Here is a 21,717-nt window from a genome sequence, read left to right on the forward strand (position 1 = left end):
GGGTCAGCCTACGCCGCTGGGCTAACCTGTACAATGCCTTGAACTTGTATAAGGTTATACCGCCATACATTTCAGCCTGACCGATCAATCAGTAAGCGTTGGGTCAAACGAGCATGGTGGTCTTGAGCATGGACCACAGCTGTACAACACGAGGACACTGCGATGCATATCCTACTGACCGGCGGTACGGGGCTGATTGGTCGACACCTTTGCCGTCTCTGGAGCGCTCAGGGCCATCGCCTGACGGTCTGGAGCCGCTCGCCGCAGCAAGTGGAAAAACGCTGCGGGCCCGGCGTGCGTGGCGTCGCCCGGCTGGAGGACATCGCCGACGACGAGCCACTGGATGTGGTGGTCAACCTGGCGGGCGCACCGATCGCCAGCCGCCCCTGGACCAGCATGCGGCGGGTGGAGCTTTGGAACAGCCGCATCACCCTGACCGAACAGTTGCTGCGCTGGCTCGAGGGCCGGACGCAGCGCCCCGAAGTGTTGGTCTCAGGGTCGGCGGTCGGCTGGTACGGCGATGGGGGCGAGCGCGAGTTGACCGAGGCCTCGGCACCGGTCAAATCCGACTTCGCCAGCCAACTCTGCGTCGCCTGGGAAGAAACCGCTTCACGCGCCCAAGGTTTTGGCATGCGCGTGGTGCTGGTGCGTACCGGCCTGGTGTTGGCCAGCGACGGCGGTCTACTGGCGCGCCTGCGCTTGCCGTTCAAGCTGGGCCTGGGCGGGCCGATCGGCAACGGTCGGCAGTGGATGCCATGGGTGCACGTGGACGATTACGTGGCACTGATCAATTTCCTAGTGCGAAACCGCGACGCCAGTGGTCCGTATAATGCCTGCGCGCCAGAACCTGCACGCAACCGCGACTTCAGCCAGTGCTTGGGGCGTGCATTGCACCGGCCAGCCTTCATGCCGCTGCCGGCCCCATTGCTCAAGCTGGGCCTGGGCGAATTGTCGATACTGCTGCTGGGCGGCCAGCGCGCCTATCCGGCGCGGCTGCTGGAAGCAGGTTTCAGTTTCAGCTACACCGATCTGCAACCGGCCCTGGACGACCTGTCCAAGGCTCTCTGACATTTAGGATGCTGCATGACCGATCACGCCTTGCTGCTGGTCAACCTGGGCTCTCCAGCCTCGCCCTCGGTGGCCGATGTCCGCCGTTACCTTGACCAGTTCCTCATGGACCCTTACGTGGTCGATCTGCCCTGGCCGCTGCGCCGCCTGCTGGTGTCGCTGATCCTGATCAAGCGACCGGAGCAATCGGCGCACGCCTACGGCTCGATCTGGTGGGACGAAGGTTCGCCACTGGTGGTGCTGACCCGCCGCTTGCAGACTGCAATCAGGCCATATTGGCCCCACGGCCCTGTGGAAATCGCCATGCGCTATGGCCAACCGGCACTGCCCGAGGTACTGGCGCGTCTGGCCGCGCAAGGCGTGCGGCAGGTCACTTTGGCGCCGCTGTATCCGCAGTTCGCCGACAGCACCGTCACCACCGTCATCGAACTGGCCAAGCAGACCATCGACGAGCACAAGCTGCCGCTGCAAATGCGCGTGCTGACGCCGTTCTATGACGATCCGAGCTACATCGAGGCCCTGGCCGACAGTGCCAGACCTTACCTCGACCAGGGGTACGACCACCTGTTGCTGAGCTTCCATGGTCTGCCCGAACGCCACTTGAAGAAACTCTTCCCCAAAGGCACCCGGCACGATCTGCGCGCCGCGCAGTGCTGCGTCGGTGCCAGCCCCGAAGTGCGCGCGGTGTGCTACCGCGGTCAATGCCTGGCCACCGCCGCTGCCGTGGCCAAGCAGTTGGGCATCGCCGACGGCAAATGGTCGGTGTCGTTCCAGTCGCGCCTGGGCCGCGACAAGTGGATCGAGCCGTATACGGAAAACCGCCTGGACGAGCTGGGCAAGGCCGGGGTGAAGAAACTGCTGGTCATGTGCCCGGCCTTCGTCGCCGACTGCATCGAAACCCTCGAAGAGATCGGCATGCGCGGCAGCGAGCAGTTCGTCGAAGCCGGCGGGCAGGAGCTGGTGCTGGTGCCGTGCCTGAACGATGACGCGCACTGGGCGCAGGTATTGGCGGGGCTCTGCGAGCGGGCCTGAGCCCAGAAACGTCGAACCGGCCTGGAGAGGCCGGTTCGGGTGGGAGTTGCCTTCCGATCAGGGCAGTTGGTCGTCCAGCGTCTTGTTCTTCCAGCCGTCGTTGCCCGGCAGGATGAGGTTCAGCGCAATGGCCACCACCGCGCACAGCGCGATGCCCTTCAAACCCCAATCGTCCGGACCGTCGCCGCTGCCGATCAGCACGCCGCCGATGCCGAACACCAGGGTCACCGAGACGATCACCAGGTTGCGCGCCTCGGCCAGGTCGATCTTGTGCCGGATCAGGGTGTTCATCCCCACTGCGGCGATCGAGCCGAACAGCAGGCACAAAATGCCGCCCATGACCGGCACAGGAATACTCTGCAACAGCGCACCGAACTTGCCGATGAAGGCCAGGGTGATGGCGAACACCGCCGCCCAGGTCATGATCTTCGGGTTGTAGTTCTTGGTCAGCATCACCGCGCCGGTCACTTCGGCATAGGTGGTGTTGGGCGGGCCGCCGAACAGGCCGGCAGCCGTGGTGGCCAGGCCGTCGCCGAGCAGCGTGCGGTGCAGGCCGGGTTTTTTCAGGTAGTCGCGGCCGGTCACGCTGCCCACTGCGATCACGCCACCGATGTGCTCGATGGCCGGCGCCAACGCGACCGGCACGATGAACAGGATCGCCTGCCAGTTGAAGGCCGGCGCGGTGAAGTTGGGCAGCTCCAACCAAGGTGCGGCGGCGATCTTGGCGGTATCGACCACACCGAAGGCGAACGCCAACGCAAAGCCCACCAGCACCCCGGAGATGATCGGCACCAGGCGGAACATGCCCTTGCCGAACACCGCCACCAGCAAGGTGGTGAGCAGGGCCGGCATGGAGATCAACATGGCTGTCTGGTACGGCATCAGCGCCGTGCCGTCACTGTTCTTGCCCATCGCCATGTTGGCGGCGATCGGCGCCATGGCTAGACCGATGGAGATGATCACTGGGCCGATCACCACCGGCGGCAGCAGGCGGTCGATGAAACCGGTGCCTTTGATCTTCACCATCAGGCCCATGAAGGTGTAGACGAAGCCGGCCGCCATCACGCCGCCCATGGTTTCGGCCAGGCCGAACTGCCCCTTGGCGAGAATGATCGGCGTGATGAAGGCGAAGCTCGATGCCAGGAACACCGGCACCTGACGCCCGGTGACCAGCTGGAACAGCAGCGTGCCGATGCCTGCCGTGAACAACGCGACGTTGGGGTCCAGGCCGGTGATCAGCGGCATCAGCACCAGCGCGCCGAAGGCCACGAAGAGCATCTGCGCGCCCGAAACGACCTGGCGCCAGAGCGGGTCGTCGAAGCCGTCCTGCATGGTCAGGCGTCCTTCTGCTTGGTGCCGAAGATCTTGTCACCGGCATCGCCCAGACCCGGCACGATGTAGGAGTCTTCGTTCAAACCCTGGTCGATCGAGGCGGTGAAGATGCGCACGTCCGGGTGGGCCTTTTCGACCGTGGCGATGCCTTCCGGGGCGGCCACCAGCACCATGGCGCGGATGTCCCGGCAGCCGGCGCGTTTGAGCAGGTCGATGGTCGCGACCATGGAATTGCCGGTGGCCAGCATCGGGTCGATGATCAGGGCCAGGCGCTGGTTGATCTCCGGCGCGAGCTTTTCCAGGTAGGTGTGGGCTTGCAGGGTTTCTTCGTTGCGTGCCACGCCTACGGCACTGACCTTGGCGCCCGGAATCAGGCTGAGCACGCCATCGAGCATGCCGATGCCGGCGCGCAGGATGGGCACGACGGTGATCTTCTTGCCGGCGATCTTCTCGACTGGCACCTTGCCGCACCAGCCGTCGATTTCGTAGGTTTCCAGGGCCAGGTCCTGGGTGGCTTCATAGGTCAGCAGCGCGCCGACTTCCTGGGCGAGTTCGCGAAAATTCTTGGTGCTGATGTCGGCGCGGCGCATGAGGCCGAGCTTATGGCGGATCAGCGGATGGCGGATCTCACGAGTGGGCATAAAGGAGGGCTCCGGAAGGCGGGCAAAAAAACCGCGCTAGATTAATCTATTCAGCTCGGCATGTCGTCCAGTCATTGTGGACGTTAGTGCAGATTCGCTTGATCTGCGGCGAACGGATGCGTACCTTTGCCCGCTTTTCCATTTCCAAGCCCCTGGAGCGCGCCATGTCCGCTGATCTCGAGCATATCCGTCAAGTCATGCACGAGGCTGACTGCCTGTACACCGAAGCCGAAGTGGAAGCCGCCATCGCCAAGGTCGGCGAGCACATCTCCCGCGAACTGCACGACAAGAACCCCGTCGTGTTCTGCGTGATGAACGGCGGCCTGATCTTCGCCGGCAAACTGCTCACGCACTTGCAGTTCCCGCTCGAAGCCTCGTACCTGCACGCCACCCGCTACCGCAACCAGACCAGCGGCGGCGAGCTGTTCTGGAAAGCCAAACCGGAAGTCTCGTTCATCGACCGCGACGTGCTGATCGTCGACGACATCCTCGACGAGGGCCATACCCTGGGCGCCATCGTCGACTTCTGCAAGCATGCCGGCGCCCGTGCCGTGCACACCGCGGTGTTGATCGACAAGGACCACGACCGCAAGGCGCGCCCCGAGCTCAAGGCCAACTTCGTCGGCTTGCCGTGCATCGACCGCTACATCTTCGGTTACGGCATGGACTACAAGGGCTACTGGCGCAACGCCAATGGCATCTTTGCCGTCAAAGGGATGTGATCCTGCGCCAGCCCGGCTTCATCGGACGATCCTCGTTCGCCGGGCTGGTACCCTAGACCCGTTTCGATTCGCATGCGATGGGGTGTGCTAGGCTGCCGGCTCATGCCAAGGAGCCTCCCCATGCGCGCACTCGTTCCGCTGCTGCTGGCCGTCAGCCTGCCGTTATCCGCCGCGCCCCTGCACAGCCAGTTCCTGCCCCCGGACGACCAGTCCCTGCGTCAGCAGGCGCCCAACGCCCAGCAGTTGCTGCAAGTCACCGACTATACGGTGGTGGTTGGGGCCCAGCGGCAGTCCGACCAGCAGCCGATTCCCATCACTTCCAGTCTGCAGATCGCGCTCAAGGGCAAGCCGCTGAACAAGGGCGCCACCCTGGGCCAGGTGCTGCTGACCTTCGATGCCGAAGGCGGCAAGAGCCTGAAAAAGCCGGTCTACGATCCAGACTCGCGGCGCTTGACCTTGACCTACCCGGTCAGCGACTACCGGGTGATCATGGACCTGCTGCGCAACGACACCGTCTACGTGCAGTTCCTCACCTACGACAATGGCCACATCTGGGCCGACCTGCACACCGGCACGGTACGTACGCGTTGAGGGCGATCGGCACGGGAGGGTACACTGCGGCGCTTTGACGTTCTGTGACCGAATTCAGCCGGAGCCTTTGATGCGTAAAGACAAGAAGCAGGTAATTGGTGATGAGATCAGCGATGACTACATCAAGGCCTTTTTGCAGTTCGAGCCTGCCGATGGCGTGACTTCGCCTTCGCTGCACAAGCTGATCAAGGCCTACCGCGGCCTGCGTATCGACGACTTCGAGCGTTTCGTCGGCTTCTTCGTCGAAGCCGGGTTCGATCTGGACGGCAAGGACGCGCAGGGCAAGACCTTCGCCGAGCAGATCGCCGACCAGCGCACGGCGCCCGAATACATCGAGATCATCGACAAGGCCCGGCGCTGAAGTTTCGCGGCTACAAAAGCAGCACTAAAAAAAACGCCCCGAAGGGCGTTTTTTCATGCAGGCGGATCAGGCGTAGTCCTGTGCCGGGTGCGTCTCCACCATGTGCAGCGTGGCATCGTTGTCGGCACTGATGCGCTGGTATAGCGCGGCATCGGTGGCCAACGCTTTCTCGCGGGCCGGGAAGATCGCCTGCAGCTTGGCCGCCCAGGCACCCTTGGCCTGGTCGGGGAAGCAGCGCTCGATCAGCTCGAGCATGATCGACACCGTCACCGAAGCGCCAGGCGAGGCGCCGAGCAGGGCCGCCAGGCTGCCGTCCTGGGCTGCCACCAATTCGGTACCGAATTGCAGCACGCCGCCTTTTTTCGGATCTTTCTTGATGATCTGCACGCGCTGACCGGCCACTTCCAGGCGCCAGTCTTCGGCCTTGGCCTCGGGATAGAAGCGGCGCAGCGAGTCCAGACGCTGCTCCATCGACTGCATCACTTCGCTGACCAGGTATTTGGTCAGGTCCATGTTGTCGCGGGCCACGGCGAGCATCGGGCCGATGTTGCCCATGCGCACCGAGAAAGGCAGGTCGGTGAACGAGCCGTGCTTGAGGAACTTGGTGGTGAAGCCGGCATAGGGGCCGAACAGCAGCGAAGTCTTGCCGTCCACGACGCGGGTGTCGAGGTGCGGCACCGACATCGGCGGCGCACCGACCGCAGCCTGGCTGTAGACCTTGGCCTGGTGCTGGCGAACGATCTCCTGGTTGTCGCAGCGCAGCCACTGGCCGCTGACGGGGAAGCCGCCGTAACCCTTGCTTTCCGGGATGCCTGAGGCCTGCAACAGCGGCAGCGCCGCGCCACCGGCACCGAGGAACACGAAACGGGCGTCGACCTCGCGGCTACCGCCGCCGTTGACGTCCTTGACGGTCACGGTCCAGCCGCTGCCGTTGCGCCGCAGGCCGGTCACCTTCTTGCTGTACTTGACCTGCGCGTCCTGGGTCTGGCCCAAGTGCTTGAGCAACTGGTTGGTCAGGGCGCCGAAATTGACGTCGGTGCCTTTCATGACGCGGGTGGCGGCGATGTGCTGGTCGACCGGACGGCCTGGCATCATCAGTGGCATCCACTGCTGCATCACGGCCTTGTCTTCGGTGTATTCCATCTCGGCGAAGGCGTGGTGCTGCTTGAGCAGCTCGAAGCGCTTCTTGAGGAAGGCGATGCCCTTGTCACCTTCGACGTAGCTCAGGTGCGGGATCGGGTTGATGAAGTCGCGGGGTGCGCCGAGGCTGCCGTTCTTGATCAGGTACGACCAGAACTGCCGCGAGACCTCGAACTGCGTGTTGATATGCACGGCTTTCTTGATGTCGATGCTGCCATCGGCCGCTTGCGGGGTGTAGTTCAGCTCGCACAGGCCCGCGTGGCCGGTGCCTGCGTTGTTCCAAGGGTTGGAGCTTTCCGCGGCCCCCGAGTCCATGGCTTCGACCACTTCCAGCTTGAGGGTGGGGTCGAGCTCCTTGAGCAGTACGGCCAGGGTGGCACTCATGATGCCCGCGCCTACCAGTACCACATCAACCGATTCGTTCTGCGCCATTAACGCGTCTCCACAATCTACAGCACCTAATTGACAGCACAGGATTCCCGGGATGCCAGGATCGCCATGTCCGACGTTTCGCAGTTCTTGCAATGCTCGCCGACACCGCCAATAAGCCCTTACGTTCGTCTATTGAACGCTTTTTGCCCTGCCTGCGGCAATTCGACTTATGGTCAAGGTGCCCTGCGTGCGTTATGCACCGGCCTCGACGCCCACCTTCGATGGGCACGTCGGCCGCCTGTTCGGCGCTGCTGGAGACGCTTCTACCGCGTGTACACATGCCAGACTGTTCATTGCTCGCCACACTCTTGTGAAGTAGTGAATAACCCGTTTTTCACGTCCTTTTGGAAACGTGAACCTCAAAAGGCGAGCTGCGCGCTGGCAACCCGCAGGTCCATGTGCGGCCGCGTCCGAAAGATTGCAGACGACAGCCACCCTGGCCTGAGTGGAAGGCTCTCTGTGGGCGAGGCGGTGTAGGTGCCGAGGTCAAACGGCGGATGCGGGGGCCCGATCAGGAGACGTCCTTATAATCGGGGCCAGATTATAGCCAGGTCGTGGGCAGAAAAGTCGCCCGAAAGGGATTTTATTGCGACGTTTGTCAGGCGGGGAGACTGCGTGGCTGCCAATGCCCATGTGCGCTGCGGCAAACCCTGGCGCTCTGCGGCAAGGGTTGCCCGAGCCAAGGCAGGTGCATTTCCACGATCTCCACCCACGTGCCGGTTTCAGGGCGGGCGCTGCAGTGTTTGAAGGCCAGGCAGCGACCTTGACCGTCGAGACGAACGTAGGTGCGGCGACGTGGGCGTGCGAACAGCAGGTTCCAGAGCGAGGTCATGGCAGCGATTCCTGTCGGGGGTGGCTGCAAGCGAGGTTAGCCACGGCCGGTTAAAGCATTGTGACAAGTGCGTCGGGCCAATGGCTGGCCGCCCGGGGCGTGCGTATACTGTCGCCCTTTGCGGCCTTTTCTGGAGAAACGCGCATGTTGCAACGTCTGTTGTTCGGTTTGATCGCGGTAGCCGGCCTCGGCCTGGCCGGATGTGCCCACAGCCCGCAGCAACTCAGCCCGCAGCCCAAGATCACCGCTGCGTTGGCGCCTGTCGGGCATGGCCAACCGGTGGTGGTGAGGGTGGTCGACGGCCGACCCTCGCCATCGCTCGGCACGCGCGGTGGCATGTACCCGGAAACCAGCACCATCAGCGTCAGCGGCAACGACGTGCTGCCCAAGCTGCAAGCCCAGGCCGAAGCGGCCGTGCGCCTGCTGGGCTTCACACCCAGCGCCGGCACGTCCAACGCGCCCAAGCTGACCGTGACCCTGGCCGAACTCAAGTACCAGTCGCCCAAGGACAAGATGTACGTGACCGAAGCCACCATCGGCGCCACCTTCCGTGCCGACGTGGTCAACGGTGGCCGCAACTACAGCGGTCGCTACGGCGCTTCGCTGGACCAGCGTTTCGGCATGGCGCCGAACCAGGACACCAACAACAAACTGGTCGGCGATGTGCTCAGCGATGCGCTGACGCGCCTGTTCAAGGACCAGACAATCGGCCAGATGCTGGCCCAGTAAGCCCGCCCGGCTGCATGAAAAAGCCCGCGATCGCGGGCTTTTTCGTGGCTGCGGTTCAGGCCGCCTGCACGTGCAGGTCCAGCACGCTGATGCCGGTCAGCAGGTCCACGTCGGGCAGGTCCTGGTGGCTATGGCCGCCCAGGGCGCAATACACCAGCCACTGGCGGTCCTGGACATTGATGGCGAAGCCGTCGATCAGTGCCTGTTGTTCGTCGCTCTGGGCGATCAGGTAGAGGCGGTCCTGGTTCTGGGCGTGCAGCATGGTCACACTCCGTCGTGAGAAGGCCGATAGGGTGGCCTCTCTCCATGACGAGCGTGTGACATCGAAATTCAAGCCCCCGGTCGTCTTGACCGGAGGAGCCGGAGAGTCAGCTGGTCAAGGCGTCCTGCCGCTTGACCTGGTACTGGTTGCGCACGGGCGTGGCGTATTGCAGCACCAGGTAAGGCCGCTGCTCGACCGGGCAGGCGTCCAGACGCGTTTGCCACTGGGCCTTGGCCTTCTCCAGCTCATCGGCCGGAAACACCTGCTCGGCGCTGGGCACCTGCAGGGCGTCGTCCTTGTCGGCCCACATGGCATAGGCCAGGTAGTGCACCGGAAACAGGCGATAACCGCCGAGAATCTCCCGGTCGATGGCCTGGGCCAGTTGCTTGGTGTCTTCGTGGTAGGCGGTGACCGGCGGCGCGAAGTGGATGTGCACCCGGCCTTTGTAGCCGGTGATGCCCAGGCCGATGCTGTTGTCGTCTTCGCCTGGCGTCTTGGTGTAGCTGCCGGTCGTCGCGCGGATGTACAGCTCGCGTGCCTTCGCTAGGTCACAAGGGTCGTATTCGTAGCTGATCGACACGGGAATCAGGTTCAGGCTCTGGATCACGGCGCCGAAGGGTTCGTCCTTGCGGCTCATGTGGAACATCTTGAGGATCGCCGAATCGGTACGGTCGTCGCCGTCCTTGGCCCGGCCTTCGGCCTGGGCGATCCAGATCGAAGCGCCGTCGTTGCGGATCGAGTGGTTGATGTAGGCCGATAGCAACTGGAACGCTGCGAGCTTTTCCCGGCGCCCGCTCAGCGAGCGGTGCACGATGAAGCTCTTGTTCAGGCGCATCATGTCGCTGACGAAGGGCCGCTGCAGCAGGTTGTCGCCGATGGCGATGCGCGGCGTCGGCAGGCCGGCATGGTAGACCGCATAGTTGACGAAGGCAGGGTCCATGACGATGTCGCGGTGGTTGGCCAGGAACAGGTACGGCGTGCCGGACTTGAGCTGCTCAACACCGGTGTAGGTGACGCCGTCGGTGGCGTTGTCGATGGTCTGGTCGACATAGTGCTCGACCTTGTCCTGCAGGGTCGACACACAAGTGACGCCAGCGAACTGCTGGCGCAGGCGCCGGGCGATCAGCGGCTTGAGCAGCCAGCCGAAGGCACCGGCCGCTCGCGGGAAACGGTAACGGGTGAGAAGGTCCAGAAAGGCCGGATCGCTGAGCAGGCGCGCCAGAACGGCAGGGACTTCAGCGTCGTCATAGGGTCGGATGGCATCGAATTCGCCCATCATGCTCTCTTGTTGGAAACGGCTAAGGTGATAGAGGCAGGGCAGGGCCCGAGAAGTGGCTCGGTCGCCCGCAGGCCCTGCAGACAGAACGGCGATTATACGCACAAGTCCATGGGGAGACCGCGATGCTGGAAGAGGATGGGTACGATTGCCCGTATTGCGGCGAGAGGGTACAAACCTTGGTCGACCTGTCGGCCGGGGATCAGGTGTACACCGAAGACTGCCAAGTGTGTTGCCAGCCGGTGGTGTTCGTGTTGCAGGTCGACGGCGACCAGTGGTGGCTCGAAACACGACGCGAGGACGACGCCTGATGCAGCGCATCTACGAACCGGAAAACCTCATGGAGGCGCAAATGCTGATCGGCATGCTGGCCAGCGAAGGCATCGAAGTCTTCCTTGCCGGGCGCGACCTGGTCGGCGCCACGGGCGAAGTGCCGATCCACGGTCTGCTGGGGCTTGCCGTGGCCGACGAGCAGGCCGGTTACGCACGGCAGCTGATCGATGCGTACAATGCCGCTCAGCCCATGCCGGGCGACGAACCGGACAGCTATCCCGGTACGCTCATCTGCTAGGTCCCCGTATTCCCCATGTCTGGACGCTACGCGCTGTTTCGTTGGTCCCCTACATTCGCCGCGCTGCCCGGCTTTCCCGTCGACCAGCAGCCGCACTGGAACATCGCCCCCGGGGCCTCGGTGCTGATCCAGCGCCGCCTCGATGGCGAGCTGTCGCTCGCCCGTGCCCGCTGGGGGCTGACTCCGCCCTGGCTCACCGACATGACCCGCACCCCGGCGCACGCCCGCGCGGAAACCCTGGCCGACCAGCCGATGTTCCGCGAACCCTTCGCCCAGCGTCGCTGCCTGATGCCGGCCAACGGTTTCTACGAATGGCGCGGCAGTGTGCGCAAGCGTCCGTATTGGCTGACCTCGGGCGAGGGTACGACGCTGTACATGGCCGCGATCTGGGAAGCCTACCCGGTGCAGGAGCAGGTCTGGCTCAGCTGTGCGATGGTCACCCAGGCGGCGATGAACCAGCGCCGCCCGCTGCTGCTCGACGTCGCCGGCCAGGCCGCCTGGCTCGACGCCGAGACACCGCTGGCGCGTTTGCACGAGCTGCTCGCGCAGCCGCCCGCCGTGCTTCGGGAACGCGCCCTGGCCAACCTGGTCAATGATCCCAGCCTCGATGCGCCGCAGTGCCTGACGCCTGCATGAGGCCTGCATCGACAAATTCGCCAAGCAGACCCTAGCGGCGCCCCAACCTCTGCGCCTAGGATAGGCGCCACGTAAAAAGGAGTTTCTCAATGCGTAAGATATTTCTCGTCAGCCTGCTGAGCGCAGGCGTCGTGCTGGGCGGCTGCCAGGCGGTGAACACCACCTCGGGCGACTCGGTGGGCGTGCAGCGCAAGCAATACATGTTCAGCATGCTGTCGACCGACGAAGTCAACCAGATGTACGCCCAGTCGTACCAGAAGACCCTCAGCGAAGCGTCGAGCCAAGGCGCGCTGGCCAAGAACAGCGCCGATGCGCGTCGCGTCCAGGCCATCGCCGACCGGCTGATCGCCCAGGCGCCGAAACTGCGTCCCGATTCGGCGCAGTGGAAGTGGGAAGTCAACGTCATCCAGAGCGACGAGCTCAACGCCAACTGCGGCCCCGGCGGCAAGATCATCGTCTACACCGGGCTGATCGATAAGCTCAAGCTGACCGACGATGAAATCGCCGCGGTCATGGGCCATGAAATCGCCCACGCCTTGCGCGAGCACGGCCGCGAGGCCATGTCCAAAGCCTACGGCGTGCAGATGGCGCGCAATGGCGCCGGCGCCCTGCTGGGCCTGGGCGAGGGCGGTCTGGCCTTGGCCGACACCGTGGTCAACTACGCCATGACCCTGCCCAACAGCCGCGCCAACGAGAACGAAGCCGACCTGCTCGGCCTGGAACTGGCGGCCCGTGGCGGCTACAACCCCAACGCCGCCATCACCTTGTGGAACAAGATGAGCAAGGCCTCCGAAGGTTCGCCGCCCGAGTTCATGAGCACCCACCCGGCCTCGGAAAGTCGGATCGCCGCGCTGCAGGCGGCCATTCCGAAGGTGATGCCGCTGTATCAGGCGGCGAAGAAGTAACACGTCCCGCCCGTTTGCGTTGGGGCAGGCCTGCACCTCGGACCCGCCCCAACCGCCACCTGCGGCGCGATCAGCCCACCCAGCCGCTGGTCTTCATCGCCGAATACACCGCCACCAACGCCAAGACCACGAACGCCGTCGCCGCCAGGCGTCGAATCAGCGTCAGCGGCAGCTTGTCGGCCGCGAAATTGCCTGCCAGCACCACCGGCACGTTGGCGATCAACATCCCCAGCGTCGTGCCGATGATGACCATGATCAGGTCCGGATACTGCGCCGCCAGCATGACCGTGGCCACCTGGGTCTTGTCGCCGATCTCGGCCAGGAAGAAGGCGATCAACGTGGTCAGGAACGGGCCGAAACGCCGCGTGTTGCCGGCCTCGTCATCGTCCATCTTGTCCGGCACCAGGGTCCACAACGCCGTGGCGGTGAAGCTGGCCGCCAGCACCCAGTGCAGCACCGCTTCGCTGAAGAAACTGCTGAACCAGGCACCTACGGCACCGGCTGCGGCGTGGTTGGCGAGGGTGGCGGCGACGATGCCGGCGATGATCGGCCAGGGCTTGCGGAAGCGCGCGGCGAGAATGAGGGCGAGCAGTTGCGTCTTGTCGCCGATTTCGGCGAGGGCAACGATGGCGGTGGGGACCAGCAGGGATTCCAACATCAGGGTTCCTACGGGGGCGGGTCGACACGGCTATGACACGTACGACCTCCCCGCCCCGGGTAAGGTGTGCGTGTCATAGGTCTTGTCAAACCCTGGACCCGTCTGTGCGGGTCCTTGGGTCGCACGCGCCATGGTCGGAGGACCAAGCATGTTGACGCGTACCGGGCGAGCGCTGGGCTCGCGGGAGACTACTCCCCTAGGACGGAGCGGATTCTGCCTAGGCCGAACGCATTCGGCAAGCGCTGATTGTCATCTGCGCATTGCCTGATAAATGCGGAAGCCGGCGTCTTCGGTCAGTACCGAACAGTTGCCCAAAGCTGCCTCGATCAGCGGTTTGTAACGTAGGAAAGTATTGGCGACCAAGCGCATTTCGCCGCCTTTTCGCAGATGTTCGCCTGATTTTTCCATCAAGGTTTCCGAGGCGCGGTAGTCCGTGTGGACGCCGGTATGGAATGGCGGATTGCTCAGAATGAGGTCCAGTTCCACCGGCGCATGGTCGATGCCGTCGCCACTGATGACGTCGGCGTCCAGGCCGTTGGCCGCCAGTGTCAGACGGCTGCTTGCCACGGCGAAGGCATCGACGTCCAGCAGCGTCACCTGGCTTTCGGGGTAACGGCGTTTGACGATCGCCCCCAGCACCCCGGCCCCGCAGCCAAAATCCAGCACCTTGCCGGTGGGCAAATCCTCCAGGTGCTGCAACAGCAGCGCCGTGCCGCGGTCCAGGCGCCCATGGCTGAACACGCCGGGCAGGCTGAGCACCTGCAACGGGCCGTCGGCCAGGGGCAGCTCGAAGCGCTGGGCCAGATCGTTCAGCACCGGTGCGGCAGGGGCGTGTTCGACGGTGACCTGCCACAGCTGGCAGTGGCGGGCGCTGTCGAGTTTGCGCGGGGTGCCGAAGGCTTTCAGGGTCTTGGCGGCGCCTTCGATGCCGCCGCGTTTTTCGCCGACCAGGAACAATTCGCGTCCGGGCAGCCGTGCGGCGAGGGCGTCGAGCAGGTAACTGGCCAGCTCGCGGGATTTGGGCAGAAACACCACCGCGGCCTCGAAGTCCACCGCCGGTACGTCGGTGCCGTAGTGGCTGCGCCCGGCGAAGCGGCTGTCGAGCAGGGCATGGTCGCCGGCGTGCCAGGTCCAGCCTTGGGCGTTGGGCAGGCGGCCGAGCAGGTCGTCCGGGGCGGCCCCTGCGATCAGCAGCGGGCCTTGGAACAGCTCTGCCTGGCGGAGCAACACTTCACTGCGCGGGTCCATGGACGGCGTCTCCTGGAAAAAAGGGCGGAGTGTAACAGAGCCATGCCAGCCCCCTCAGCCCACCGTACGCCGCGGTTGCCCGGCGAAGAACGCCTGGGCGTTCTCGGCGAGCTGGCCGACGATGCGCTGCCGCGCTTCTACCGCGCCCCAGGCCGAATGGGGCGTGACGATCAAGCGTGGGATGTCGCCGGCCAGCAAAGGATTGCCGCTGACGGGGGGTTCGACGCTCAGCACATCGGTCGCCGCTCCGCCCAAGTGGCCGCTGCGCAGGGCGTCGGCCAGCGCCTGTTCGTCGATCAATCCGCCGCGCGCCGTGTTGACCAGCAGCGCGCCCGGTTTGAGCAAGGCCAGCTCGGCAGCCCCGAGCAGGTTGCGCGTCTGCTCGGTGAGCGGGCAATGCAAGGTCAGCGCATCGACCTGCGGCAGCAGCTCGGCCAGCGGCAGGCGGTCGTCACGGGCGGGGCGGCCGGGCACCTGGCCACTCAGTACGCGCATGCCGAAGGCTTCGGCCAGGCGCGCTACCGCGCTGCCCAGTTCGCCATGGCCGAGCAGGCCGAGGGTCTTGCCCTCGAGTTCGACGATGGGGAAGTCCAGCAGGCAGAACTGCCGGGCAGCGGCCCAACGGCCGTCGGCGACCGCGCGCTGGTAGTCGCACAGGCGCGTGGCCAGGGCCAGGAGCAGGGCCAAGGTGTGCTGGGCGACCGACGGCGTGCCGTAACCCTGGCAGTTGCACACCGTGACGCCCTGGGCGCGTGCGGCTTTGAGGTCGACATTGTTGGTGCCGGTGGCGGCCACCAGAATCAGTTGCACCTGCGGGTTGGCAGCCAGTACCTCGGCGTCGATCACCACCTTGTTGGTGATGACCACCTTGGCGCCCTGTAGGCGCTGCGCGACGTCGTCTGGCGCGGTGGCCTCGTGCAGGCGCAGCTCGTCGAAGGCGCTGGACAGCGGGGCGAGGTCGAGGTCGCCCAAGTCGAGGGAGGCAAGGTCGAGAAATACGGCGCGACGCAGACTGGGCATGGGAGGCTCCGGTGGTCGGATGTGAGGGCAGGGGTGTCAATCAACCTGAAGGGGGTGGGGGTGTCAAGGCGGGCAACTGGCTGCGAGCGAGGCGCGTCGGGGGATCGAGCGCAAATGCCCCTCGATCTGCGGATGCGATCGATGCCCTTCGTCGAGCATCGACTTCGGCGGGTCGCGCAGGTCGCTTCGGCAGGGCAGCGCCTTGCGCTCGGGCGTGTGATCGGCACCGAGGCTGGGCATAATGCGGCACCGCGTGCGGCAATTGAGTGGCACCTTGCCATTGTGTAGAAATCAGCCATGCTTCATTCCGCCCAGGCCCGCTCGACTGTAGCGCCGAAGGGGTGGGTATCCAGCTTGCGTCTGGGGAATCTGGGCCGCTGCCCAGGCTGGCTTCAGTCTCGGCAGGGATGTTCGGAAACGGATGAAACGCCTGGCACCTGGGCGTGCCTGGAGCATTGCTGAACGCACTCGTTGCCATAACAAGAAACGACACGGAGTAAGGTCGATGAAATCTGCCAACATCCTCTGGCGCCGGGCCAAGTTGCCCCTGGCCGCCAGCCTCGCTTCAACCCTTGCCGGCCCTGCGTTCGGGGTCAACTTCAACATCGGCGAGATCGAGGGCCAGTTCGACTCCTCGCTGTCGATCGGCGCCAGTTGGTCCACGGCCAGCCCCAACCGGAACCTGATCGGCGTCAACAACGGCGGCAAGGGCCTGTCGCAGACCTCCGACGATGGCCACCTCAACTTCAAGCGCGGCGAGACTTTTTCGAAGATCTTCAAGGGCATCCACGACCTGGAGCTCAAGTACGGCGATACCGGCGTGTTCGTGCGCGGCAAGTACTGGTACGACTTCGAATTGAAGGACGAAGGCCGCGAGTTCAAGGACATCAGCGATTCCAACCGCAAGGAAGGCGCCAAGTCGTCGGGCGCCGAACTGCTCGACGCTTTCGTCTACCACAACTATTCGATCGGCGATCAACCGGGTTCGGTGCGTTTCGGCAAGCAGGTGGTGAGCTGGGGCGAAAGCACCTTCATCGGCAACGGCATCAACGCCATCAACCCCATCGATGTGTCGGCCTTCCGCCGGCCCGGCGCCGAGATCAAGGAAGGGCTGATTCCGGTCAACATGTTCTACGTGTCGCAGAGCCTGACCGACAACCTGTCCGCCGAAGCCTTCTACCAGTTGGAATGGGACCAGACGGTGGTGGACAACTGCGGCACCTTCTTCTCGCAAGCCGACATCATCGCCGACGGCTGCGACGGCAACCTGCGCGTGCTCAACAGCAGCCGCACCTTGCCGGCCGCCGCCCAGGGCTTTCTTGCCAGCCAGGGCGTGAGCGCCAACGAAGAGGGCGTGCTGGTGCGCCGCGGCGCGGACCGCGATGCCCGCGACAGCGGCCAGTTCGGCGTGGCGTTGCGCTACATGTTCGAGCCGCTGGACACCGAATTCGGCGCCTATTTCATGAACTACCACAGCCGTGCGCCGATCTTCAGCGCCACCGGCGCGCCGGTCTCGGCGTTCCGCGGCGTGGGCGGTCTGCCGGCGGCCTTGCGGCCCTTGGCGCCCTTGGTCATCGCCGGCAGTTCGCAGTACTTCGTCGAGTACCCGGAAGACATCCGCCTGTACGGGCTGAGTTTCTCCACCACGCTGCCCACCGGCACGGCGTGGAGCGGCGAGGTGAGCTACCGGCCCAACGCACCGGTGCAGCTCAACACCACCGACATCCTCTATTCTGGTGTACGACCACTGGGCGGGGCGCTGAGCAACGCCTCCCTGCTCAACGGCGTGCCGGGCCAGGACCTGCACGGCTACCGGCGCAAGGAAGTGACCCAGTTCCAGACCACCCTCACGCACTTCTTCGATCAGGTGATGGGCGCGAGCCGCATGACCCTGGTCGGCGAACTGGGCGTGACCCATGTGGGCGGCCTGGAAAGCGCCTACGACACCCGTTACGGCCGCGACCCGGTGTTCGGCCCCGGCCCCTTGCCGGCCACCGGCGGGCAGGACACCTGCCAGGCGCTCAACGCCAGCACCCTCGGCGGGGCGGGCGCAGGCGCGTCCACGGCCAACCTCAATCGCAAGTGCGAGAACGACGGCTACACCACCAGCACCTCGTGGGGCTATCGCACACGGGTGATCTGGGAATACCCGGACGTCTTCGCCGGGGTCAACCTCAAGCCCAGCGTGGCCTGGTCCCACGACGTGTCCGGCTACTCGCCAGGCCCGGGCGGCAATTTCGAGGAAGGGCGCAAAGCCGTCAGCCTGGGGGTGGATGCCGAATACCAGAACACCTACACCACCAGCCTGTCGTACACCAATTTCTTCGACGGCAAGTACAGCACCGTGGATGACCGCGACTTCGTCGCCCTCAGCTTCGGCGTGAACTTCTAAGCACTCGATCAGGATGACCATCGCATGAAGACTTCCTCGCGTTTGTTTTGCGCCGGTGCCCTCGGCCTGTCCATGCTCAGCGGTAGCGTCATGGCGGCCGTTTCCGCCGAAGAAGCGGCCAAGCTCGGCACCACCCTGACGCCCATGGGCGCCGAGAAGGCCGGCAACGCCGATGGCTCGATCGGGCCGTGGGAACCGTTGTCCAGAACCGCCGGCAGCGTCGACGGCAAAGGTTTCCTCGCCGACCCGTACGGCAGCGAGAAACCGCTGTTCACCATCACCGCGCAGAACGTCGAGCAGTACAAGGCCAAGCTCTCGCCCGGCCAATTGGCGATGTTCAAGAGCTACCCCGACACCTATCGCCTGCCGGTGTACAAGACCCACCGCGGCGCCACGGTGCCGGACGAGGTGTTCGCCGCGATCAAGCAGAACGCCACCAAGACCACACTGGTCGAGGGCGGCAACGGCTTGCAGGACTTCCAGACCGCGATTCCCTTCCCGCTGCCCAAGTCGGGCCTGGAAGTGATCTGGAACCACATCACCCGTTACCGCGGCGGTAGCGTCACGCGCCTGGTGGCGCAGGTCACGCCGCAGCAGAACGGCTCCTACAGCGCCGTGTCGTTCCAGGACCAGTTCGTGTTCCGCGACCGCCTCAAGGACTACGACCCGGCCAACCCAGGCAACGTGCTGTTCTACTTCAAGCAGAAGGTCACCGCGCCCGCGCGCCTGGCCGGCACGGTATTGCTGGTCCACGAGACCCTCGACCAGGTCAAGGACCCGCGCAAGGCCTGGATCTACAACGCCGGCCAGCGCCGTGTGCGGCAGGCGCCGCAGGTGTCGTACGACGGGCCGGGCACGGCGGCCGACGGCCTGCGCACCTCCGACAACCTCGACATGTTCAACGGCGCGCCCGACCGCTACGACTGGAAGCTCGAGGGCAAGAAGGAGCTGTACATCGCCTCCAACGCCTTCAAGCTCGATTCGCCCAGCCTCAAGTACGAGCAGATCGTCAAGGCCGGACACATCAACCAGGACCTCACCCGTTACGAACTACGCCGCGTCTGGCACGTGGTCGCGACCCTCAAGTCCGGCCAGCGGCACATCTACGCCAAGCGCGACTTCTACATCGACGAAGACACCTGGCAAGCCGCGGTGATCGACCAGTACGACGGCCGCAACCAACTGTGGCGGGTCTCGGAAGCCCATGCGCAGCCGTACTACAACGTTCAGGTGCCGTGGTACACCTTGGAGGCGATCTATGACCTGCAATCCAAGCGCTACCTGGCCCTGGGCATGAAGAACGAAGAAAAGCGCGCGTACGACTTCGGCTTCAGCGCCAACAAGAGCGACTTCCAGCCCGCCGCCCTGCGCCAGGACGGCGTGCGCTGAAACCAGCGCTGCGGGAGCGGCCCTGCGCCGTCTTCTGCAGCGCATGAGATTTGCCATTCAGTTTTCACGCCGCCGGCCGATACACAGGCCGGCGGCTACGCGTTCGCGCGCACCCTATGTCCAACTTCCTACTACAACAGGGCGTGTTGATGCTGCAGTACGGGCAAAAAAGCTTTCTGATCGTCGACGACTACACGGACTTTCGCACCGCGACGCGCTCCATGCTGCGCGAACTGGGTGCCCGCGAAGTCGATACCGCCGACAGTGGCGAGCAGGCGATACGCCTGTGTGCGCAGAAGCGCTATGACTTCATCCTCCAGGACTTCCACCTGGGCGATGGCAAGAAGAACGGCCAGCAGGTGCTCGAAGACCTGATCCTCGACAAGCAGATCAGCCACGAATGCGTGTTCGTCATGGTCACGGCCGAGAGCAGCCAGTCGATCGTGCTCAGCGCCCTGGAGCACGAGCCCGACGCCTACATCACTAAGCCCTTCAACCGCGTCGGCCTGGCCCAGCGGTTGGAGAAGCTGGTGCAGCGTAAAGCCTTGCTCAAGCCCATCCTGCAAGCGCTGGACCGTGGCCGGCCGGCCGAGGTGCTGGCGGCCTGCACCGAGGTGTGCAAGCAGGACCCGCGCTTCGCACCGCTGTGCCTGCGTTACCGGGCCGACGCGTTGCGCGACCTGAACCGCTTCGACGAGCTGGAAAAATACCTCACGGCCATTCTCTCCAGCCGCCCGCAGCCCTGGGTGTACGCGGCGCTCGGCAAGCTGCTGCACAAGCGCGGACGCAATGCCCAGGCCCAGGGCGTGTTCGAGCAGGCGCTCAAGGCCTTCCCGATCATGCCCAACCTGTACGACGGCATGGTCGAGGTGCTGATCGCCCAGGGCGACAACCGCCGCGCGCAAGGTTTGCTGGAAGAAGCGGTGCGCCTGTCGCCGCTGTCGGTCAAGCGCCAGGCGACCCTGGGCAAGCTGGCCTACGAGAACGAAGATTTCGACAGCGCCGCCAAAGCCTTCCGCCAGGCGGTGAACCAGGGGCAAAGCTCGCGCTACAAAGACCCGGAAAGCAACCTCGGCCTGGCCCAGGCGTTGATGAGCCGCAGCGGGGGCGGGCTGGATGCGCGCACCCGGGTGGAAATCAACAATGCCTTGGGCGAAGTGGCCAAGGACTATCCCGAAGACCAGGGCATGCAGGTGCGTGCGCGCATGATGAAGGCCGCCAGCCTGGTGCAGGCCGGCGACGCCGAGTCGGCCGCCAAGCTCACCGAGCAGGCCGTGCAACGGCTGGGCAAGATGAACCAGTTCTTCTCCGTCGAGTCGGCGCTGACCGTAGCGGCGCAGATGAAGGCCATGGGCCAGGGCGCAGCCGCCAAGTCGGTGCTCAAGGCCTGTGTCGAATCCTACGGCGACGACCCGAAGGTGATGGAGAGCGTCGGCAAGCTGACCGAAGACCCCGACGTGCTCAATGCCGTGGCCGATGCCGTGGACCTCAACCGCCAGGGCGTGCGCGCCTACCAGGCCGGCCACCTCGAACTGGCGCTGAGCATGTTCCGTCGCGCGCTGGCGCTGCAAGGCAGGAACATCAGCATCGCGCTGAATACGGCCCAGGCGTTGCTGCGCGTGGCCGGCGACAAACTGACCCCGGAGGTCATCGAGGAATGCCGCGCCTGCCTCGGCAGCGTGGCCGGCATTCCACCCGGTGACAGCCGTTACGATCGTTACCGCAAGTTGCATATCCGAGTGTTCGGCGCATGAATCAGACAGACCAGGGGCTGGATTTTTCCACGGTGATCGCCTCCACCGTCCACGACATGAAGAACTCGCTTTCGGCGCTGATCCAGGCCCATCACCAATGGCTGGAACGCATTCCCGAAGCATTGCGCGAAGGCAGCGAACTGGGCGTGGTCGAGCATGAGCTGAGCCACCTCAACGGCATGCTGGTGCAGCTGCTCGGGCTGTACAAGCTCAACGTCAACCAGCTGCCGATCTGCCCGGACTACCACGAGCTCGACGATTTCCTCGAAGCGCAACTGGCGGTCCACGAGGATGTCATCCAGCACCGCGGCATCGTCGCCACCTGGCGCTTGGACTCTTCGGCACCGCTAGCCTTCTTCGACCGCGAACTGGTGGCCTCGGTGGTCTCCAACATGCTCACTAACGCCATCCGCCACGCCGACAAGGCGCTGGTGCTGAGCATCGAGGAAGCCGGTACGGAGCTGGTGATCTGCATCAACGACGACGGCCCGGGCTACCCCCAGCGCCTGATCGAGCAGCAGCTCGACTACGTACCCGGCATCGACCAGAGCAGCGGCAGCACCGGCCTTGGCCTGTACTTCGCCGCCCGCATCGCCGCGCTGCACGAACAAGGTGGGGTGCATGGGCGGATCGAGATCGCCAATGGTGGGGAGTTGGGTGGGGGGTTGTTCAAGTTGTATTTGCCGTAAGGCCGGTGGTGCTGTTGCCGGAAATTGCTTAAGGAAG

At 64.6% G+C, this 21,717-nt stretch carries 24 protein-coding genes; 14 read left to right on the forward strand and 10 right to left on the reverse strand.

Annotation, left to right across the window (positions count from 1 at the left end; translation table 11 throughout):
- Positions 1–162: 162 nt before the first annotated feature.
- A complete protein-coding gene (locus B4M43_RS07435) occupies positions 163–1,068 on the forward strand; it encodes a TIGR01777 family oxidoreductase (protein WP_296265659.1) in 906 nt (301 codons plus the stop codon).
- A 15-nt stretch (positions 1,069–1,083) separates the two neighbouring features.
- Positions 1,084–2,100 carry a ferrochelatase gene (gene hemH / locus B4M43_RS07440; RefSeq protein WP_296265661.1) on the forward strand — a complete coding sequence of 339 codons (1,017 nt, stop codon included), beginning with the start codon at positions 1,084–1,086 and terminating at the stop codon, positions 2,098–2,100.
- A gap of 57 nt (positions 2,101–2,157) precedes the next feature.
- On the opposite strand, the gene B4M43_RS07445 is transcribed toward hemH, so the two are convergent.
- Positions 2,158–3,432: a uracil-xanthine permease family protein gene (locus B4M43_RS07445; RefSeq protein WP_296265663.1), complete on the reverse strand. Its 1,275-nt coding sequence runs from the start codon at positions 3,430–3,432 to the stop codon at positions 2,158–2,160.
- A 2-nt stretch (positions 3,433–3,434) separates the two neighbouring features.
- Entirely contained in the window at positions 3,435–4,073 is a 639-nt protein-coding gene (gene upp, locus B4M43_RS07450) for a uracil phosphoribosyltransferase (RefSeq protein WP_296265666.1), read from the reverse strand.
- 164 nt (positions 4,074–4,237) lie between these two features.
- Between upp and B4M43_RS07455 the strand changes: the two genes are divergently transcribed.
- From B4M43_RS07455 to B4M43_RS07465, 3 genes are all read left to right on the forward strand, one after another.
- Entirely contained in the window at positions 4,238–4,795 is a 558-nt protein-coding gene (locus B4M43_RS07455) for a hypoxanthine-guanine phosphoribosyltransferase (protein WP_296265668.1), read from the forward strand.
- Positions 4,796–4,915: 120 nt separating this feature from the next.
- On the forward strand, positions 4,916–5,386 hold the full coding sequence (locus B4M43_RS07460; RefSeq protein WP_296265669.1) for a hypothetical protein: 471 nt from the start codon (positions 4,916–4,918) through the stop codon (positions 5,384–5,386).
- Between the two features lie 70 nt (positions 5,387–5,456).
- Positions 5,457–5,747 carry a PA4642 family protein gene (locus tag B4M43_RS07465; RefSeq protein ID WP_296265671.1) on the forward strand — a complete coding sequence of 97 codons (291 nt, stop codon included), beginning with the start codon at positions 5,457–5,459 and terminating at the stop codon, positions 5,745–5,747.
- A 66-nt stretch (positions 5,748–5,813) separates the two neighbouring features.
- Here B4M43_RS07465 and mqo read toward each other — a convergent pair whose 3' ends face one another.
- Positions 5,814–7,319: a malate dehydrogenase (quinone) gene (gene mqo, locus B4M43_RS07470; protein WP_296265672.1), complete on the reverse strand. Its 1,506-nt coding sequence runs from the start codon at positions 7,317–7,319 to the stop codon at positions 5,814–5,816.
- 598 nt (positions 7,320–7,917) lie between these two features.
- Entirely contained in the window at positions 7,918–8,151 is a 234-nt protein-coding gene (locus tag B4M43_RS07475) for a hypothetical protein (RefSeq protein WP_296265674.1), read from the reverse strand.
- A 144-nt stretch (positions 8,152–8,295) separates the two neighbouring features.
- Between B4M43_RS07475 and B4M43_RS07480 the strand changes: the two genes are divergently transcribed.
- A complete protein-coding gene (locus B4M43_RS07480) occupies positions 8,296–8,880 on the forward strand; it encodes a YajG family lipoprotein (RefSeq protein WP_296265676.1) in 585 nt (194 codons plus the stop codon).
- 55 nt (positions 8,881–8,935) lie between these two features.
- Here B4M43_RS07480 and B4M43_RS07485 read toward each other — a convergent pair whose 3' ends face one another.
- Together B4M43_RS07485 and B4M43_RS07490 are read right to left on the reverse strand one after the other, a co-directional pair.
- A complete protein-coding gene (locus B4M43_RS07485) occupies positions 8,936–9,142 on the reverse strand; it encodes a hypothetical protein (RefSeq protein WP_296265677.1) in 207 nt (68 codons plus the stop codon).
- 106 nt (positions 9,143–9,248) lie between these two features.
- The gene (locus B4M43_RS07490) at positions 9,249–10,418 is read right to left on the reverse strand and encodes a 1-acyl-sn-glycerol-3-phosphate acyltransferase (RefSeq protein WP_296265679.1); all 1,170 of its coding nucleotides are present in this window, start codon (positions 10,416–10,418) and stop codon (positions 9,249–9,251) included.
- 125 nt (positions 10,419–10,543) lie between these two features.
- Between B4M43_RS07490 and B4M43_RS07495 the strand changes: the two genes are divergently transcribed.
- From B4M43_RS07495 to B4M43_RS07510, 4 genes are all read left to right on the forward strand, one after another.
- Positions 10,544–10,729 (forward strand): CPXCG motif-containing cysteine-rich protein, encoded by a 186-nt coding sequence (locus tag B4M43_RS07495; protein WP_296265681.1) that lies wholly within the window; start codon positions 10,544–10,546, stop codon positions 10,727–10,729.
- A complete protein-coding gene (locus tag B4M43_RS07500; RefSeq protein ID WP_296265683.1) occupies positions 10,729–10,989 on the forward strand; it encodes a putative signal transducing protein in 261 nt (86 codons plus the stop codon). The genes B4M43_RS07495 and B4M43_RS07500 overlap by 1 nt, the downstream gene beginning before the upstream one ends.
- Positions 10,990–11,004: 15 nt before the next feature.
- The gene (locus B4M43_RS07505; RefSeq protein ID WP_296265685.1) at positions 11,005–11,625 is read left to right on the forward strand and encodes an SOS response-associated peptidase; all 621 of its coding nucleotides are present in this window, start codon (positions 11,005–11,007) and stop codon (positions 11,623–11,625) included.
- 89 nt (positions 11,626–11,714) lie between these two features.
- The gene (locus B4M43_RS07510; protein ID WP_296265687.1) at positions 11,715–12,530 is read left to right on the forward strand and encodes a M48 family metallopeptidase; all 816 of its coding nucleotides are present in this window, start codon (positions 11,715–11,717) and stop codon (positions 12,528–12,530) included.
- A gap of 70 nt (positions 12,531–12,600) precedes the next feature.
- On the opposite strand, the gene B4M43_RS07515 is transcribed toward B4M43_RS07510, so the two are convergent.
- From B4M43_RS07515 to B4M43_RS07530, 4 genes are all read right to left on the reverse strand, one after another.
- Positions 12,601–13,185 carry a TMEM165/GDT1 family protein gene (locus tag B4M43_RS07515; RefSeq protein ID WP_296265750.1) on the reverse strand — a complete coding sequence of 195 codons (585 nt, stop codon included), beginning with the start codon at positions 13,183–13,185 and terminating at the stop codon, positions 12,601–12,603.
- A 252-nt stretch (positions 13,186–13,437) separates the two neighbouring features.
- On the reverse strand, positions 13,438–14,436 hold the full coding sequence (locus tag B4M43_RS07520) for a class I SAM-dependent methyltransferase (protein ID WP_296265689.1): 999 nt from the start codon (positions 14,434–14,436) through the stop codon (positions 13,438–13,440).
- A 54-nt stretch (positions 14,437–14,490) separates the two neighbouring features.
- Positions 14,491–15,456 (reverse strand): 2-hydroxyacid dehydrogenase, encoded by a 966-nt coding sequence (locus B4M43_RS07525; RefSeq protein ID WP_296265691.1) that lies wholly within the window; start codon positions 15,454–15,456, stop codon positions 14,491–14,493.
- A 63-nt stretch (positions 15,457–15,519) separates the two neighbouring features.
- Positions 15,520–15,696 carry a hypothetical protein gene (locus tag B4M43_RS07530; RefSeq protein ID WP_296265693.1) on the reverse strand — a complete coding sequence of 59 codons (177 nt, stop codon included), beginning with the start codon at positions 15,694–15,696 and terminating at the stop codon, positions 15,520–15,522.
- A gap of 265 nt (positions 15,697–15,961) precedes the next feature.
- Here B4M43_RS07530 and B4M43_RS07535 point away from each other — a divergent pair, with 265 nt between their 5' ends.
- The 4 genes from B4M43_RS07535 (at position 15,962) to B4M43_RS07550 (ending at position 21,680) form a co-directional block, all read left to right on the forward strand.
- Positions 15,962–17,848: a DUF1302 domain-containing protein gene (locus B4M43_RS07535; RefSeq protein ID WP_296265696.1), complete on the forward strand. Its 1,887-nt coding sequence runs from the start codon at positions 15,962–15,964 to the stop codon at positions 17,846–17,848.
- A gap of 24 nt (positions 17,849–17,872) precedes the next feature.
- Positions 17,873–19,237 carry a DUF1329 domain-containing protein gene (locus B4M43_RS07540; protein ID WP_296265698.1) on the forward strand — a complete coding sequence of 455 codons (1,365 nt, stop codon included), beginning with the start codon at positions 17,873–17,875 and terminating at the stop codon, positions 19,235–19,237.
- Positions 19,238–19,386: 149 nt separating this feature from the next.
- The gene (locus B4M43_RS07545) at positions 19,387–20,991 is read left to right on the forward strand and encodes a tetratricopeptide repeat-containing response regulator (RefSeq protein WP_296265752.1); all 1,605 of its coding nucleotides are present in this window, start codon (positions 19,387–19,389) and stop codon (positions 20,989–20,991) included.
- On the forward strand, positions 20,988–21,680 hold the full coding sequence (locus B4M43_RS07550; RefSeq protein ID WP_296265700.1) for a sensor histidine kinase: 693 nt from the start codon (positions 20,988–20,990) through the stop codon (positions 21,678–21,680). The genes B4M43_RS07545 and B4M43_RS07550 overlap by 4 nt, the downstream gene beginning before the upstream one ends.
- Positions 21,681–21,717: the final 37 nt, after the last annotated feature.

The sequence above is a fragment of the Pseudomonas sp. UBA6562 genome, assembly GCF_002434265.1.
GTDB lineage: Bacteria > Pseudomonadota > Gammaproteobacteria > Pseudomonadales > Pseudomonadaceae > Aquipseudomonas.

Bases quoted from the DNA above. Each gene is read 5' to 3' on its own strand.
- B4M43_RS07435 (WP_296265659.1), top strand. From the start codon at position 163: ATGCATATCCTACTGACCGGCGGTACGGGGCTGATTGGTCGACACCTT.
- hemH (WP_296265661.1), top strand. From the start codon at position 1,084: ATGACCGATCACGCCTTGCTGCTGGTCAACCTGGGCTCTCCAGCCTCG.
- B4M43_RS07445 (WP_296265663.1), bottom strand. From the start codon at position 3,432: ATGCAGGACGGCTTCGACGACCCGCTCTGGCGCCAGGTCGTTTCGGGC.
- upp (WP_296265666.1), bottom strand. From the start codon at position 4,073: ATGCCCACTCGTGAGATCCGCCATCCGCTGATCCGCCATAAGCTCGGC.
- B4M43_RS07455 (WP_296265668.1), top strand. From the start codon at position 4,238: ATGTCCGCTGATCTCGAGCATATCCGTCAAGTCATGCACGAGGCTGAC.
- B4M43_RS07460 (WP_296265669.1), top strand. From the start codon at position 4,916: ATGCGCGCACTCGTTCCGCTGCTGCTGGCCGTCAGCCTGCCGTTATCC.
- B4M43_RS07465 (WP_296265671.1), top strand. From the start codon at position 5,457: ATGCGTAAAGACAAGAAGCAGGTAATTGGTGATGAGATCAGCGATGAC.
- mqo (WP_296265672.1), bottom strand. From the start codon at position 7,319: ATGGCGCAGAACGAATCGGTTGATGTGGTACTGGTAGGCGCGGGCATC.
- B4M43_RS07475 (WP_296265674.1), bottom strand. From the start codon at position 8,151: ATGACCTCGCTCTGGAACCTGCTGTTCGCACGCCCACGTCGCCGCACC.
- B4M43_RS07480 (WP_296265676.1), top strand. From the start codon at position 8,296: ATGTTGCAACGTCTGTTGTTCGGTTTGATCGCGGTAGCCGGCCTCGGC.
- B4M43_RS07485 (WP_296265677.1), bottom strand. From the start codon at position 9,142: ATGCTGCACGCCCAGAACCAGGACCGCCTCTACCTGATCGCCCAGAGC.
- B4M43_RS07490 (WP_296265679.1), bottom strand. From the start codon at position 10,418: ATGGGCGAATTCGATGCCATCCGACCCTATGACGACGCTGAAGTCCCT.
- B4M43_RS07495 (WP_296265681.1), top strand. From the start codon at position 10,544: ATGCTGGAAGAGGATGGGTACGATTGCCCGTATTGCGGCGAGAGGGTA.
- B4M43_RS07500 (WP_296265683.1), top strand. From the start codon at position 10,729: ATGCAGCGCATCTACGAACCGGAAAACCTCATGGAGGCGCAAATGCTG.
- B4M43_RS07505 (WP_296265685.1), top strand. From the start codon at position 11,005: ATGTCTGGACGCTACGCGCTGTTTCGTTGGTCCCCTACATTCGCCGCG.
- B4M43_RS07510 (WP_296265687.1), top strand. From the start codon at position 11,715: ATGCGTAAGATATTTCTCGTCAGCCTGCTGAGCGCAGGCGTCGTGCTG.
- B4M43_RS07520 (WP_296265689.1), bottom strand. From the start codon at position 14,436: ATGGACCCGCGCAGTGAAGTGTTGCTCCGCCAGGCAGAGCTGTTCCAA.
- B4M43_RS07525 (WP_296265691.1), bottom strand. From the start codon at position 15,456: ATGCCCAGTCTGCGTCGCGCCGTATTTCTCGACCTTGCCTCCCTCGAC.
- B4M43_RS07530 (WP_296265693.1), bottom strand. From the start codon at position 15,696: ATGCCCAGCCTCGGTGCCGATCACACGCCCGAGCGCAAGGCGCTGCCC.
- B4M43_RS07535 (WP_296265696.1), top strand. From the start codon at position 15,962: ATGAAATCTGCCAACATCCTCTGGCGCCGGGCCAAGTTGCCCCTGGCC.
- B4M43_RS07540 (WP_296265698.1), top strand. From the start codon at position 17,873: ATGAAGACTTCCTCGCGTTTGTTTTGCGCCGGTGCCCTCGGCCTGTCC.
- B4M43_RS07545 (WP_296265752.1), top strand. From the start codon at position 19,387: ATGCTGCAGTACGGGCAAAAAAGCTTTCTGATCGTCGACGACTACACG.
- B4M43_RS07550 (WP_296265700.1), top strand. From the start codon at position 20,988: ATGAATCAGACAGACCAGGGGCTGGATTTTTCCACGGTGATCGCCTCC.